The organism is Bacteroides cellulolyticus (genome assembly GCF_025567135.1).
Taxonomy (GTDB): domain Bacteria; phylum Bacteroidota; class Bacteroidia; order Bacteroidales; family Bacteroidaceae; genus Phocaeicola; species Phocaeicola cellulolyticus.
On record NZ_JAOQJJ010000005.1, the window covers coordinates 1 to 16,387 of the forward strand.

Genomic DNA, 16,387 nt, shown 5'->3' on the forward strand with positions numbered 1-16,387 from the left:
TGCTAATCTTTCTTTTGTCAAAATACTCGGTTTTATATCAATTTTAGTATAAACCTGTCCTACTTTATGTGTAGGACGCTTAATATTTACGTATGAAAAATATATTATCCTTTTTAATAGTATTATTTTATTCTATTTCATGTTTTTCCCAAATTAGGGGGGAAGAAATAAATGTGATGGTTTCACCTGATCATGCTGACTGGAATTATCAACTTGGGGAAAAGTGTACCTTCACAGTTAGGGTGCTTAAAGCAAATAATCTGCTTCCGGATGTAGTGATAGATTATGAACTCGGACCTGAAATGTATCCTGTAGAAAAGAAATCCGGTGTTAAACTTAAAGATGGAAAAATAACTCTTACCGGTAAGATGAATACTCCGGGGTTCTTCATGTGTAAGGTTAGTACAACGGTAAAAGGACGTAAATATGAGGGACTGGCAAATGCGGCGTATGAACCTTTGAAATTAAAGCCTGTTACTGTAATGCCAAAAGATTTTACTTCATTTTGGACAGAATGTATAAGCAAAGCCAGAGAAGTTCCGTTGGATTATAAGATGAAACTTTTACCTGACAGGTGTACGGAAACTGTAAATGTTTATGAGGTAAGTTTCCAAAATAATCGTTATGGCTCACGCATTTATGGTATTCTTACTATGCCAGTAAAGGAAGGTAAATATCCGGCTTTGCTGAGAGTGCCAGGCGCTGGTGTACGTCCTTATCAGGGAGATACATATATAGCTTCAAAAGGAGCAATAGTCCTGGAAATAGGAATACATGGGGTATCTGTTACTCAAGAACAGAAAATGTATGATGATTTACAAAATGGACCGTTGAATGGTTATTGGACTTTCAATGCTCATGACAGATATAACTGTTATTATAACCGTGTTATAACAGGTGTAATACGCTCAATTGATTTTATCGAGTGTCTGCCACAGTTTAATCGTGAACAGTTGGGTATAACAGGAGCAAGCCAGGGAGGTGCACTTTCTATAATTGGAGCTGCATTGGATTCAAGAATAACGTTTTATGCGGCAATTCATCCTGCTCTTTGTGACCATACGGCTTTTTTGAAGAAACGTGCGGGAGGATGGCCTCATTATTTGTATTATAATAGTGATCCAAGTGATGAACTTATCAAGAATATCCGATATTATGATACCGCGAATTTTGCGACTCTGCTTAAAGTTCCAGGTTGGTTCAGTTTTGGTTATAATGATGTGGTATGTCCTCCTACATCGGTATATTCTGCGTATAACGTAATAACTGCTCCAAAAGAAGTCCATACTTATCTTCAGACAGGTCATTACTGGTATCAGGAACAGTATGATGAATGGAATAACTGGCTTTTAAAGATGCTGGAGGTACAATAATTCAAGAAACTATATAATATGGTTAAAATAGTATCATATAACGTGTGGTTGTTTTTTTATTTTTGCAATGAAAGAGTAATAAAAATAAGTTTATGACTAAATCTAAATTTTTTTCGGTTATACTTATGGCGTTGTCTGTAATGTCATGTTCTGATATAGAAAAGGAAACAGTAAATAAAACACCTGAAGCAGAGGAAATGCTTGACAAGTTAAGAGATATTTCTGCAGAAAAGAAATTTATGTTCGGTCATCATGATGATCCGGTATATGGAATTGGATGGGATGGTGATGAAAACAGAAGCGATGTTAAAAGTGTGTGTGGTGATTATCCTGCTATAATGTCTTTTGATTTGGGACGTATGGAGATATTTGGTGACAAGACTTTGGATAATGTCCCTTTGGATAGAATAAGAAAAGAGGTTATTGCACAATATGAAAGAGGAGGTATGTCATCTTTCAGTTGGCATGTCGATAATCCGCTTACAGGAAAAGACTCTTGGGATGTAAGTGATTCAACAGTTGTAAAATCTGTATTGCCAGGCGGTGTTAATCATGAAAAATTTATAGGTTGGTTAGATAAGATTGCCGATTATATGAATTCTATAAAAACATCTGATGGTGTCAAGGTTCCTATCTTGTTCCGCCCATGGCATGAACATACCGGCAGCTGGTTTTGGTGGGGACAAAATTTGTGCTCTACAGAAGATTATAAAGCGCTTTGGCGTATGACTTACGACAGAATGCAGGAAAAAGGTGTTACACAGCTCCTTTACGCGTATTCTCCAGGTACAGAACCTAAAGATTCAACTGAGTATCTTGAACGTTATCCGGGTGATGATATCATTGACTTGATTGGTGTTGATGCCTATCAGTTTGACCGTGATGCCTATTTGAAGAGTCTGGATAATTCACTGACTATAATGTCGCAGGTAAGCAAGGCGCATAATAAGCTGATGGCTGTAACTGAAACAGGATACGAGACTATTCCTGATTCGTTGTGGTGGACTCAAACCTTGATGCCGGCAATAGAGAAATATCCTATTAGCTATGTTCTGGTATGGAGAAATGCCAGAGAAAGGGAGAATCATTATTATGCTCCTTACCCAGGACATAAATCTGTTCCAGATTTTGTGAATTTCTATAATGATCCTCGTACTTTGTTTGCAGGTGATATGAAAACTATAAAATAAACTAAATTAAAATAGAAATGAACCAATTTGACGAAAATGTAAAAAAACTGTTTGAACAGCATGAAGAGTTGATTACTCGTAAGAATGAACCTATTGAAACATCGAATGGAGTTTATACTCGCTACAAATATCCTGTGGTTACCGCAGCTCATACTCCTGTGTTCTGGCGTTATGATTTGGACGAAAAGACAAATCCGTATCTGATGGAACGCATTGGAATGAATGCTACAATGAATTCTGGCGCGATAAAATGGAACGGAAAGTATCTTCTGGTTGTACGCGTAGAAGGTGCCGACCGTAAATCTTTTTTTGCGGTTGCCGAAAGTCCTAACGGAGTTGATAATTTCCGTTTTTGGGATTATCCTATTACTATGCCTGACGATGTAATTCCGGCTACTAACATATATGATATGCGTCTGACAGCACATGAGGATGGATGGATTTATGGTATATTCTGTGCAGAACGTCATGATGATAGTGCTCCTGCTGGAGATCTTTCGTCTGCTACTGCCACAGCGGCAATTGCACGTACAAAAGACTTGAAAAATTGGGAACGTCTGCCTGATTTGAAATCAAAGAGCCAGCAGAGAAATGTTGTCCTTCATCCTGAGTTCGTAGATGGTAAATATGCATTCTATACTCGTCCTCAAGACGGATTTATTGATGCCGGAAGTGGTGGCGGAATAGGTTGGGCTTTGGTTGATGATATTACTAATGCTGAAATTAAGGAGGAGAAAATTATCGACCAGCGCTATTATCATACTATTAAGGAAGTTAAGAACGGTGAGGGACCTCATCCTATCAAGACTCCTAAAGGATGGTTGCATTTGGCTCATGGCGTTCGTGGTTGTGCTGCAGGATTGCGTTACGTACTTTATATGTATATGACTTCATTGGAAGATCCTAGTAAGCTGATTGCATCTCCTGGAGGTTATTTTATGGCACCGGAAGGAGAGGAAAGAATCGGTGATGTATCAAATGTGCTTTTCACTAATGGATGGATAGCTGATGAGGATGGTAAGGTATTTATTTATTATGCATCTTCGGATACACGTATGCATGTGGCCGTTTCTACTATTGACAAGCTTGTGGATTACTGTATGAATACTCCACAGGATGGTCTGACTACTACAGCCTCTGTAGAAACCTTGAAAAAACTTATAGATAAAAATTTGAAATTAATAAAATAAAAAGAAGGAGTAAGTACTGCTATGATAAAACTCACGGAAAAGATTGGCTATGGTTTTGGCGATATGGCATCGTCCATGTTCTGGAAACTGTTTGGAGCTTATTTGATGATATTCTACACTGATATATTCGGATTGCCGGCTGCAATGGTCGGTACGATGTTTTTGGTAACGCGTATATGGGACTCGGTTTTTGATCCTATAGTAGGTGTAGTAGCTGATCGTACTTCAAGCAAGTGGGGAAAATTCAGACCATATCTGCTATATCTTGCAGTTCCGTTTGGGTTGATAGGAGTACTTACTTTTTATACACCTCCGTTTGGTAACGCAGGTAAGTTGGTATATGCATATATCACATACTCGCTGATGATGATGGTTTATTCGGGTATTAATGTCCCTTATGCATCATTGTTAGGAGTAATGAGTCCTGATCCTAAAGAACGAAATACTCTTTCCACCTATAGAATGATGTTTGCCTATATAGGTAGTTTTATAGCATTATTACTGTTCATGCCAATGGTTAATTTATTTAGCGGTAATAGTAAGGATTTGTCTGATCAGCAGTTTGGATGGTTCATGGCTGTCGTAGTTATTGCTGTGATGTGCATACTTTTGTTCTTGGGATGTTTTGCATGGACTAAAGAACGGGTAAAGCCTATTAATGAAAAGAAAACTTCGCTTAAGGATGATATCAGGGATTTGTTTCATAACAAGCCATGGTGGATTTTATTCGGAGCAGGTGTGGCGACACTTGTATTTAATTCTATACGTGACGGAGCGGCAGTTTACTATTTTAAATATTTCGTGTTGGAAGAAGAACATAATACAATTTCTTTAATGGGTGTTTCGTTTGTATTGAGCGGACTTTATCTTTCTGTTGGGCAGATAGCGAATATTATAGGTGTTGTTTTAGCCGCTCCTTTAAGTAATAAAATAGGCAAAAAGAATACATTTGCATTGTCAATGCTTGTGGCATCTGTACTTAGTGTTATTTTCTTTTGGTTCGATAAGGATGATTTGTCGTTGATATTCATATTCCAGTGTCTTATTAGTATTTGTGCAGGAAGTATATTCCCTTTATTGTGGTCAATGTATGCAGATTGTGCAGATTTCTCGGAGTTGAAGACTGGAAATCGTGCTACAGGATTGATTTTTAGTGCTTCGTCTATGAGCCAGAAATTCGGATGGGCTATAGGTACCGCAGTAACAGGCTGGTTGTTGTCTTTCTTCGGCTTTCAGGCTAATGCTGAGCAAAGTGCTGAGACAATTAATGGTATAAAAATGTTTTTAAGTCTGCTTCCTGCGGCAGCGGCATTCATCTCGGTTATATTTGTTTGTTTTTATCCTTTGGGCGAACAGAAGATGAAAAATGTAATGGAACAATTGAATTTAAAACGTAAATAAATTATGTCTAACGAAATGGTGAAACAACTAAGTTCTGAGGTTAAAGCTGAACTTGAAAATAATATACTTCCATTCTGGATGACAAGAATGGAAGACTGTGAGAATGGCGGATTTTACGGACGTATTTCAGGTGAAAATGAGTTGTATAAGTCTGCCTCTAAAGGAGCAATCTTGAATGCGCGTATCTTGTGGACTTTTTCTGCTGCTTATCGCTTGTTGGCTAAAAAAGAATATCTTGATACAGCGACCCGTGCGAAGGATTACATCATAAATCATTTTTATGACAAGGAATTTGGAGGTATTTATTGGGAACTTGATTATCTTGGAAATCCTGTAGATACTAAAAAACAGATTTATGCAATAGGTTTTGCTATATATGGTCTTAGCGAGTATTCTCGTGCAACAGGAGATGCGGAAGCTTTAGATTATGCAAAGCGTTTGTTTGATGTGATTGAGAAATATAGTTTCGACTCTGAAAGAAATGGATATGTTGAGGCTTTGACTCGTGAATGGCAACCTATAGAGGATATGCGCCTAAGTGATAAGGATGAGAATGAAAGAAAAACAATGAACACTCATTTGCATATTCTTGAACCATACACAAATCTGTATCGTGTATGGAAGGATGAAAGATTGAAGAAGCAGATAAGTAATCTGATTGATATATTCTTAGAAAAGATTCTTGATAAAGATACTTATCACTTGAACCTTTTCTTTGAAGATGACTGGACAAATAAATATCATATTGTTTCTTATGGACATGATATTGAAGCTTCATGGCTTATTCATGAGGCTGCGCTTGTGTTAGGTGATGAGGATATATTGAAAAAGGTGGAACCTGCTATTGTTAAGATAGCTAAGGCTGCTGACGATGGATTGAATCCTGACGGAAGTATGATTTATGAAAATTTTATAGATAAAGAAAAAGTTGATAGAGAACTGCATTGGTGGGTACAGGCTGAGAATGTAGTGGGACATATGAATCTGTACCAGTATTTTGGAGACAGACAGGCGCTTGAAAAGGCTGTGAAGTGCTGGAATTTTATAAAGACATTCATTATTGACGGACAGAATGGTGAATGGCACTGGAGTGTATATGCTAACCACGAAGTGAATATTAAAGACGACAAAGCTGGTTTCTGGAAATGTCCATATCACAACGGGCGTATGTGTATGGAAATATTGGAACGCTTCAGTTGAATTTTATTATATAAAAGGTCTTATCAATATAATGAAAATTATGAATAACATTAAAAATATAGCTATGGCTTCATTGGTATGTTTAGGTAGTTTGGCGGTAGATGCGCAGGTTGCTCCTGCAATACCTTCTGATCCTGAGATTGAAGCAAATATCCAAAGATGGTTGAAGAAAATGACTTTGGAGGAGAAAATCGGTCAGATGTGTGAAATTACAGTGGATGTGGTTACTGATTTTCCCGGTAGCAAGAACGGATTCAAGCTGAGTGAAGCTATGTTGGATACCGTGATAGGCAAATATAAGGTGGGCTCTATATTGAATGTCCCTCTCAGTGTCGCTCAAAAGAAAGAAGTATGGGCGTCTGCCATCAGACAGATTCAGGAAAAATCCATGAAAGAAATAGGAATACCATGTATTTATGGTGTCGATCAGATTCATGGAACAACATATACTTTGGATGGAACATTGTTTCCTCAGGGGGTAAACATGGGAGCTACATTCAATCGTACTCTTGTACGTCGTGGAGCTGAAATCTCTGCTTATGAAACAAAGGCAGGATGTATTCCATGGACATATGCTCCTGTTGTGGATTTAGGTCGTGATCCTCGTTGGCCACGAATGTGGGAAAATTATGGTGAGGATTGTTATCTGAATGCGGAAATGGGCGTTGAGGCAGTGAAAGGCTTTCAGGGAGAAGATCCGAATCATATTGGTGAATATAATGTAGCAGCATGTATGAAACATTATATGGGTTATGGTGTTCCGGTCTCCGGAAAAGACAGAACTCCTTCTTCTATATCCCGTACTGATATGCGTGAAAAGCATTTTGCTCCTTTCCTCGCGGCTGTTAAGGCAGGTGCATTATCTGTAATGGTCAATTCCGGTGTTGACAACGGAATACCTTTTCATGCAAATAAGGAATTATTGACAGAGTGGTTGAAAGAAGATCTGAATTGGGATGGTATGATAGTTACAGACTGGGCTGATATTAATAATCTTTGCACTCGTGATCACATAGCAGAAACGAAAAAAGAGGCTGTAAAGATAGCTATCAATGCCGGAATTGATATGTCAATGGTTCCATATGAAGTGAGTTTCTGTGATTATCTCAAGGAACTGGTGCAAGAGGGAGAAGTACCTATGAGTAGAATTGATGATGCTGTGGCCAGAGTGTTAAGATTGAAATATCGTCTGGGATTGTTTGAAAATCCATATTGGGATATCAAGAAATATGATAAGTTCGGGTCAGAAGAGTTTGCTTCTGAAGCCCTTCGTGCCGCTGAAGAATCTGAAGTCCTTCTTAAAAACGAAGGTAATATTTTACCTTTGAAGAAGGGTACAAAGATTTTGCTTGCAGGTCCTAATGCCAATTCAATGCGTTGTCTGAATGGCGGATGGTCGTATAGTTGGCAGGGACACCGTGCGGATGAATTTGCCGGTGCTTATAATACAATATATGAAGCTTTATGTAATGAATTCGGTAAAGATAATATAGTTTATGAGCCTGGTGTTACTTATGCTTCATATAAGAATGATAACTGGTGGGAAGAGAATACCCCTGAGATAGAAAAAGCTGTAAAAGCTGCGGCAGGTGCTGATGTTATTATTGCTTGTATCGGTGAAAATTCATATTGCGAGACTCCTGGAAATATGAGCGATTTAACATTATCTGTTAATCAGCGTAATCTGGTCAAGGAATTGGCCGCTACAGGTAAACCGGTAATACTTGTATTGAATCAGGGAAGACCGAGAATTATAAATGATATAGAGCCTTTGGCTGATGCTGTAGTGAACGTTATGTTGCCAGGAAATTATGGCGGGGATGCTTTGGCTAATTTATTGTCAGGTGATGCAAACTTTAGCGGTAAGATGCCTTTTACTTATCCACGTTTTATCAATTCTTTGGCTACATATGATTACAAACCTTGTGAAAACATGGGTCAGATGGGAGGTAATTATAACTATGATGCTGTTATGGACGTTCAGTGGACTTTTGGATATGGCTTGAGTTATACAACTTTCCAATACAGCAATCTAAAGGTTAATAAAACAGAATTTATTGATTCGGATGAACTGGTATTTTCAGTTGATGTAACTAATACCGGAAGTGTAGCAGGTAAGGAAAGTGTGCTTCTATACTCAAAAGACCTGGTAGCAAGCAGTACTCCTGACAATATTCGTCTGCGTAATTTTGATAAGATTGAATTGGCGCCTGGCGAAACAAAGACTGTTACTTTAAAGTTGAAAGGAAGTGATCTTGCTTTTGTAGGATATGATGGAAAATGGCGTCTTGAGAAAGGAAACTTTATAATTAAGTGTGGTGATCAACGTATAGATATCAGTTGTACTAAAACAAAAATATGGGACACTCCTAATCGTTGAATTAAGTTGATGTTATAAATAATAGTCTTAATTCTAGTATTTTTATAAATAAAAGAATCTGAATCTTACCCAAGTTTACAATCTTTGATGTAATCTTGGGTAAGTTTTTTTGTGGGCTAATGATTTATTTAGGACTTAATTACAATGCTCTAGCTTTAGATAATATATAATCTTAATTTATCTAGAAGGGTTTGTATAAATATATAATTGAAATGTAAATGTCTTAAAATAAACTTTGACATAACCCTTTTTCTATTTTATGGAAGATTGTTATAGGAATTTAAGGTAATGTTTATAGGTCGATTTTAGTATTATTTTATACATAAGATGGATAGTATTTATTATACCTTATGAATTATTATAAACTTTGTTGTAATGGTAAATACTTCGTATTATATATGTGTGGTATTACATCTTGCTATATATTAGGGGCCTATTGTAACGGAAAATTTTGTAAGTCTTAGTATTGGTGAGGTTAATATTAAAAAACAGATTTTGATAATCAAATAAGAATTGTTTGACTCTGTATATGTAATAATTTAGATATTACACAGGAAACGATTGAAACATACTGTAATAAATATAAAGAATTTTTGTAGTAAAATGAATGTATAAAGAGGGGCTGTCTCAATTTGTTTTGAAACAGCCCCGTCTCTTTAATAGAGGGTAATAATCTAATCTTCTATTGAATTAATTATAGATTAATACCATCTTGGATCTCCGACTTTGTTGTAGATTAAATCTTCATTACCTAAAGTAAAGTCACCGTTAGTTGTATCTTTATAATTAGGATCTAACGTTGTACCTCTTTCATCGAAGAATTTGGCAGTTGATTCACCAGACTTTGAGGTAAGATTTATAGTATTGAAGTAATTATTGTTTTCAAATGTAGGAACAGCAGTATTACTCTGATCAGAGAAACCTCTTCCGCATGTCGGCATATTTGATATAATGTTATTTGTTATTGAAATTGTATTGTTTTTGAAACGAACATATAGCAATCTTCTACTTGCATCATTGGAAACGCCGTCAATAGTACAGTGATCTATTGTTATAATAGGAGCTGCACCGGCAAAGCTACCAGAAGCATCATCATAACGTATGAAATCGCGTGCTTTGCAACTGTTCCATATTGTAGAGTTAGTGATGTTTAGTTTGGCAATATATCCCTTTCTACTATCAAACAAATCACCTCCACTGCATTCAATATTATGTATAAGACAGTTGTTGATTGTAATCTCTGAAATGTTTGCTGCGACATTGACATAATAGAAACCTTTAGTATAGTTTCTGATCTCGCAGTCGTCAAGAATAAACTTACCATATTCTGTCGCTGTCTTGAAATCAAATGCCTGGCTACCGTCTGTGTTTGTACCGTCAAGTATAATTTGTGACATAGATAAAGAAGCGCCATCCAACAATTGTATGCAACCGTTGATGATAGGACGATCGCTAGGACGTACTGCCTTGATTTCAATATTCTTATTAATTTTCAGACTTCCGACCTTTCCTTCTTCTCCAGTTATGGTATATGTTCCCGGATGTAAAGCGAATGCATCGCCATCATTGGCAGCTTCTATCATTGATATAAAGTCTGACTCAGGTTTAACTTCTATTGCACCACCTAGGTCAATAAGAGTCTTGAACTTTTGTGTTCCTCTTGTCTTTTCTCCGTTCATCAGTTTTGCTGTGTATTCAGTTTCTGCTTTTAGTCCGGTTATTGTGGCTATACCGACAGCAATTTCCTCTGCTGTTACTGTATGAGGTTCAACATCGGCCGGTTCTAATATGATTTCTGTTGCTTCTTCTCCAGGAGTCCAACGTAATACAACTGAATTGAATGTCAAATCTTCTTCTGTTACAGCAGAAAGTATTTGTTCTGTATCGGTTTCAAAGAATACTCCGCTCCATTTTGAGGCTTCAGATTCTGTTTCATTTACAGACTGTACTCTTGCAGAATATTGAGTCTCACCTTCAAGCCCTTTTATAGTGTATGGTATTTCCTCTTCTGTTATTCCGCTAAATGTAAGTACGGGTGAACCCGCAAATGTAAGACTGTCATTGGCAAACAGCTCTATATTATATGAGCTGGCTCCTTTGGTGAGATTCCATGATAATTCTACATTGGTTCTGTCTTTAACACGTGCTTCCAGCTTAATAGGTGCGAAGAGTCTGTCATAATTAATGTTTGTGATTTCAGTACTCTGATCTTCACATGCTGTGGTTAGGGCTAATAGTGATAGCCCTAACATATATTTGTATTTAAAACAATTCTTCATAATCTATATTTTTACTTAGTGTTTTTTCAATGATTATTCATTGGTCAACATACCATTACTGCTATCTATAAATGTTTGCCATATTGGCCATACCTGGTTCTCATCTGGATTCTGGGTATATAATGATTCTATGAGTGTGTCTTCCAATTTTTCTGTTGAAATCCATGTGGTATTGCTTTCATATCCTAAAGCCTCACCTTCTTCGTCTGTGTCACCATGATTAAGTCCGTATATAATAAGAGTTTCGCCATCCTCTGCAGTCTCGAAGTATAATTTTTCAGGCAGGTCATTGTATGGTGCTTCTCTTCTGGCAAGCTTTTTCATTTTATCTTTTGCTTCATCAAGTTTTGTCTTTAGGAGATTCCATCTTATAAGGTCTGCTTTTCTTAAACATTCACCTGCAAATTCAAATGCTCTTTGATCGACTATCGCATTGAAGAAAGCATCTTTGCTTGCTGTAGCTGTTGCCATATATGCCGTTACTTTGTCTGCCGGTAATGCGCGATCAAGAATAGGTTTCAAATATTGTGCGGCTTCTGCAGGTGTGCTAAGCTCATTGATTGCTTCAGCAGCCATAAGGTATACATCTGCCAAACGCATGTATTGCCAGTTCACACCATCGTCATTTGTAGATGTTACTATACGCTTCATCCATTCATAGCGTAATTTCCCGAAACACCAGTTATCCAGACTTCGTAATTCCTGTTTAGAACGTCCGTTAACCAATTCTTTTGACCAGTCGTATGGCACGCATGTAATGTCTCTTCGTATATCTTCTACATCATAGTCGTAGAATAGGTATGGTAGTGGACCATTTACACCTCCATTATTCTGTTGTGTATACTGGTCTTTTGCATTATGCTTTACACCAAATGTATATAGAACACGACCTCTACCGTCTGAGAAAGGAATTTCCCACAATGATTCTGCTCCTGCAGTAACATCATCCTGGCATAATCTAAGGAAATTATCCTTGAATGCAAGTTTTGATAGTTCCGGACAATGCGCTATTACGTCCAGACATTCATCGCGTGCTATTGTATACATCGCCTCGCGAGATAATTCCGGATCATTACTTAGGCGAATACCATCAGCTCTTTGACTGTATCCACCGGCATATAGGGCAACACGTGCGCGAAGTCCTTTTGTAAATGCTTTATTTACACGTTCAACAGATTTTGTAACTGAGGTTTCGTTAGGCCATGCTACCAGTGTGCTGGCTTCTTCAAGGTCGCTAAGCAATTGCTTGTAAATAATATCTCTGTCAGAACGTCCAACGTACATTGTTTCTGTAGTTATAGGCTCAAAACGCGCAGGTACATCACCCCAACCTTTTACCAAATCAAGGTATAATACAGCACGCAGAGTTAATGCTTCTCCAAGCAACTGTGCCATAGTCGAATTATTCTCTACATCTCCGTATGTTTTTAGTCCTACAATTGCCTGATTTGCTCTTTCAATTCCTTCGTAGAACTTTGCGTAAGCATTATTTGTGGTATTCATTTGTGTATTGGTAGCTGTACTGGCGTATGTACACAAATCGTATTTACCTGCATCCGGCATTTTTGTCGGATCCATACCATTTATCCATTCTACGTCTGAGTTTATTCCATAATATGGCAAGTAGCGTCCTCTATATGAATTTGTCTCACCGAATGACTGATGAATACCCATTACTGCACCTTCGGCTAATGAAGGTGTTGAAAATATGACAGAAGAGTCCATTGATGATTTTGAAGGTGCTTCAAGATCACATGATGACACCAATCCCATCAAAGAAACTGAAAATAATGATATGTATATATAACGTTTCATCTTTTTATATTTTTATGGTTAAAAGTTTAAATTAACACCAACAACAAATTGACGGCTTTTTGGATAAGCGGAATAATCAACTCCCGGTGTTAGATTTGTTTTGCGGATTGTTGAAACTTCCGGGTCATATCCTGAATAGCTTGTCAGACAGAATACATTATAACCTGTAACATAAAAACGCAAGTTCTGTATTTTTACTTTGTTCAATAATGACTTAGGTAATGTATAACCTAATGTAAGTGTATTTAGACGTAAGAATGATCCATCTTCTACTGCCCAATCACTAAATACCATTCTGTCTGTCAGTGGAGACCACATAGTTGTATTGGCATTCATAGCTGCAAGTTCTTCAAGATCGTGGCTAAGAGTACCATCAGGTCTCAGGTTTGTCCAACGCTTTCCGTCTGCCATCTCAGATGTCATGTTTCTGTATTGATATTTACTAGTTTGGGTAAATTCTATTTTGTTGGCATTGTATACATCGTTACCGTAACTCCAGTTGAAGTTTGCTGACAGGTCAAAACCATATAAACGAGCGTTAATACCAAAACCACCAGTATGCAAAGGATTGGCATTCCCTATTATTTCACGGTCATCAGTTGTAACTTTATTATCTTCACTACCGTCGATATTTTTCAGTTTCATTGACCCCGGTCTTATCTTACCTACAACAGCAGAGCAGTCAACTACACCGTCTCTTAATAACCATGTATCAGTGGTAGCATCATAGCCGATGAAATCTGTTGTCTCATATCTTCCGTCAGATCGGTAACCGTACATTTCTCCTACAGAACCACCCTTGGAAATCCAGAAGTCATTACCTATTTCGGATGAAGCCCAGTAGGTTTCGGCTCCGAAATCGTTCATCATTCCTAGGTCAAGAATAGTATTTTTGTTGAATCCAATATTTGCATTTAAGCTGATACCCCAGTTCTTCTTGTCAACTATAACCCAATTGATAGTTGCTTCAAGACCCTTGTTCTCTGTTTTACCCATGTTTCTGTATTGGTTGTCATAACCGGTACCGCCTACAGGAAACTGTATGAGAAGGTCTTTGGTTGTATTCAGATATGCTTCTAATGTACCGTTCAGTTTACCTCCAAGCAATGTGAAATCTAAACCAAGATTTCGTGTGACAGTAGTTTCCCATTTCAGATCCGAGTTGGCCATAGTTTTTGATGGAGCCCAATAGTTTGTGAAACCGTTAATCCATGATGTAGCTGAGTTGCTATATGTCTGAACCATTTGTCCTGAAGGAATGTTGTTGTTACCTGCAGTACCATAACTAAAACGTAACTTTAAATCGTCTAACCAGTTCTTGGTACGCTCCATGAAACTCTCAGATGAGATACGCCATGCAACTGCTGCTGAAGGGAAATATCCCCATTCGTTGCCTGCAGCGAATTTAGATGAACCATCGGCACGGAATGTTGCACTTAAAAGATATTTGCTCTGGTAGTCATAATTGATACGTCCAAAATATGATAAAAGTTTATCATCAGGATTGTAGAAGTTATCAATAGAGTACGGAGTACCCATAGAAGTCAGTTTCCATGCATCTTCTGATGAGAATGTTTCGGGGAATCCATGTACAACGTTTGTAAGAACATTTGACTCAGTTATAATCCATTCGTGACCAACCATAGCTGTAAGATTATGATCATCATTACCTATAAGTTTTGAGAAATCATAATTTATGGTATTTGTATTACGGAACTTATTACGATTTGTTGTTGCTAACTGAATAGCCGGTTTTCCCTGATTTTCTGCTGATGGCACATTCTTGATATAATATGTAGTGAGACCGTAGAAACGTTGGTCCTCATTACGATAATCATCGTATCCGAATTCTGTTCTGAACTTAAAATTCTTGAAAATTTCCCATGTGAAACTTCCTGACATGTTCAGTGTCTTTCTTTCTTGATTTCTGTCATTGTCAGAAATAGCAGTAAGAGGATGATACAAGTTTCCTAAATCATCATCACCGCTACCTGCTGATGAATCAAGGTTTTCCAAAGGTATCGGAGTGTAAATAACAGAATATTTCAGTCTCTTGTCTGAATCGTATGTACTTGATACATCATTGGCACCACCTCCGCCTATATTTGTACTTGAATAGCGTACAGAGAAATCAAGAGATACATTTTTAACAGGTTTGGTATTCAGTTTCAGACTTAAATTGTCTCGTTTAAAAGTAGAACCTTCCATGATAGCTTTATCGTTCATGTGGCTATAGCTGAATGCATACTTTATCTTTTCACTACCTCCGGTAATGCTCAAGTTGTGATTGAATGTAGTACCGGTACGTCCAAAAGTCAAATCTTGCCAATCATTATATGGAATATTATTGTATAGATCAATATCAGAATATGAACCAAAATAATTTTCATAATTGTCAACATAGCTGTCACCTCTTAAAAGAGCCTGTTCGTATTGCCATTTTGCATAGTCGGCAGGTGAGAGTACATCCAATGTCTTTGCAATTTTCTTGACACTATAATAGGCATTGTAGCTAACGTTTACTTTCCCTTCCTTTCCTGATTTTGTAGTTACCAATATTACACCATTTGCTCCTCGTGAACCATAGATAGCAGTAGATGAGGCATCTTTCAGTACGGTGATATCTTCAATGTCGCTGGCAGGAATGTCTGATATTGATTCTACCGGGAAACCATCTACAATAAGAAGAGGTGAATTGTCGCCTGTGATAGAACCTCCACCACGAACACGGATTTTCATTTCTGCATCAGGAGAACCTTCTGTAGTTGTGATTTGTACACCAGCCATTTTACCTGTTAGGGCTTCAGTAGCTGAAGCTACTGGAACTGCTGTTAAAGCCTCTGAACTTACAGTTGCTACAGATCCAGTTAAGTCTTTACGTTTAACAGCACCATATCCGATTACAACGACCTCTTCTAGGGCCTGTGTGTCGTCAGTCATAACGACATCTACGCGGCTTCTGCCGTTAACTTTCTCCTCAAGTGTTTTCATTCCAACATATGAAAATACGATTGTTGAATTTTGTGAGACAACTAAACTATAGTTGCCGTCAATGTCGGTAATGGTACCATTAGTGGAGTTCCCTTTTTCAACGACTGAAGCACCGATAATTGTTTCTCCATTTTTGTCTTTCACAACACCCTTTACTGAAAAGTTTTGCGCTGATACGCTTAGCGATATCATTGCTACTAGAAGTGTTAGTAGGCTAACGCGAGTGGTTTTCATTTTCTTAGACATTTTTATTTGAATTAAAGTTATATGTTTAATAAAATTTCCATTCGCAAATTTAGACTTTATAGATTTAAGATATGTGTAAGAATTGATATTAGGTAGTAGAAAAACTGTTTTTTTACATTTGAGATGAAATATTTTACTTTAATGCCTATGTAAAAAAGAAAATTTCCAGATATAGGATTTTGCTGTGGAATTGTTTTTCTAAAAATTGGAGTTTTATAATTAGTTAGGATTAAAGTTGTGGTAATATTACATAATTATAAATTTAGAAGAAAGTTGATATAAACCAATTTTTCAAATATTAAAGTCAAAAAATGCAGTATAT

At 37.3% G+C, this 16,387-nt stretch carries 9 protein-coding genes; 6 read left to right on the plus strand and 3 right to left on the minus strand.

Translation table 11 applies throughout. The annotated features are described in order from the left end of the window. Positions 1–92: 92 nt before the first annotated feature. From OCV82_RS06825 to OCV82_RS06850, 6 genes are all read left to right on the plus strand, one after another. Positions 93–1,373, plus strand: a complete 1,281-nt coding sequence (locus tag OCV82_RS06825) for an acetylxylan esterase (protein ID WP_154043712.1) — start codon at positions 93–95, stop codon at positions 1,371–1,373. A 92-nt stretch (positions 1,374–1,465) separates the two neighbouring features. Then, positions 1,466–2,563: a glycoside hydrolase family 26 protein gene (locus OCV82_RS06830; protein WP_154043713.1), complete on the plus strand. Its 1,098-nt coding sequence runs from the start codon at positions 1,466–1,468 to the stop codon at positions 2,561–2,563. 17 nt (positions 2,564–2,580) lie between these two features. Beyond that, positions 2,581–3,753 carry a glycoside hydrolase family 130 protein gene (locus OCV82_RS06835; RefSeq protein WP_154043714.1) on the plus strand — a complete coding sequence of 391 codons (1,173 nt, stop codon included), beginning with the start codon at positions 2,581–2,583 and terminating at the stop codon, positions 3,751–3,753. 21 nt (positions 3,754–3,774) lie between these two features. Further along, positions 3,775–5,154, plus strand: a complete 1,380-nt coding sequence (locus tag OCV82_RS06840; RefSeq protein ID WP_154043715.1) for an MFS transporter — start codon at positions 3,775–3,777, stop codon at positions 5,152–5,154. A 3-nt stretch (positions 5,155–5,157) separates the two neighbouring features. Beyond that, positions 5,158–6,354: an AGE family epimerase/isomerase gene (locus tag OCV82_RS06845; RefSeq protein ID WP_154043716.1), complete on the plus strand. Its 1,197-nt coding sequence runs from the start codon at positions 5,158–5,160 to the stop codon at positions 6,352–6,354. 40 nt (positions 6,355–6,394) lie between these two features. Next, on the plus strand, positions 6,395–8,734 hold the full coding sequence (locus tag OCV82_RS06850) for a glycoside hydrolase family 3 N-terminal domain-containing protein (RefSeq protein ID WP_154043717.1): 2,340 nt from the start codon (positions 6,395–6,397) through the stop codon (positions 8,732–8,734). 701 nt (positions 8,735–9,435) lie between these two features. On the opposite strand, the gene OCV82_RS06855 is transcribed toward OCV82_RS06850, so the two are convergent. Genes OCV82_RS06855 through OCV82_RS06865 form a run of 3 tightly spaced genes read right to left on the minus strand, consistent with a single transcriptional unit; the run spans position 9,436 to position 16,065 of the window. After that, complete coding sequence (locus tag OCV82_RS06855) at positions 9,436–11,013, minus strand: fibronectin type III domain-containing protein (RefSeq protein WP_154043718.1); 1,578 nt, start codon at positions 11,011–11,013, stop codon at positions 9,436–9,438. A 33-nt stretch (positions 11,014–11,046) separates the two neighbouring features. After that, positions 11,047–12,828 carry a RagB/SusD family nutrient uptake outer membrane protein gene (locus tag OCV82_RS06860; RefSeq protein WP_154043719.1) on the minus strand — a complete coding sequence of 594 codons (1,782 nt, stop codon included), beginning with the start codon at positions 12,826–12,828 and terminating at the stop codon, positions 11,047–11,049. An 18-nt stretch (positions 12,829–12,846) separates the two neighbouring features. Continuing rightward, positions 12,847–16,065 (minus strand): SusC/RagA family TonB-linked outer membrane protein, encoded by a 3,219-nt coding sequence (locus OCV82_RS06865; RefSeq protein ID WP_154043720.1) that lies wholly within the window; start codon positions 16,063–16,065, stop codon positions 12,847–12,849. Positions 16,066–16,387 lie beyond the last annotated feature (322 nt).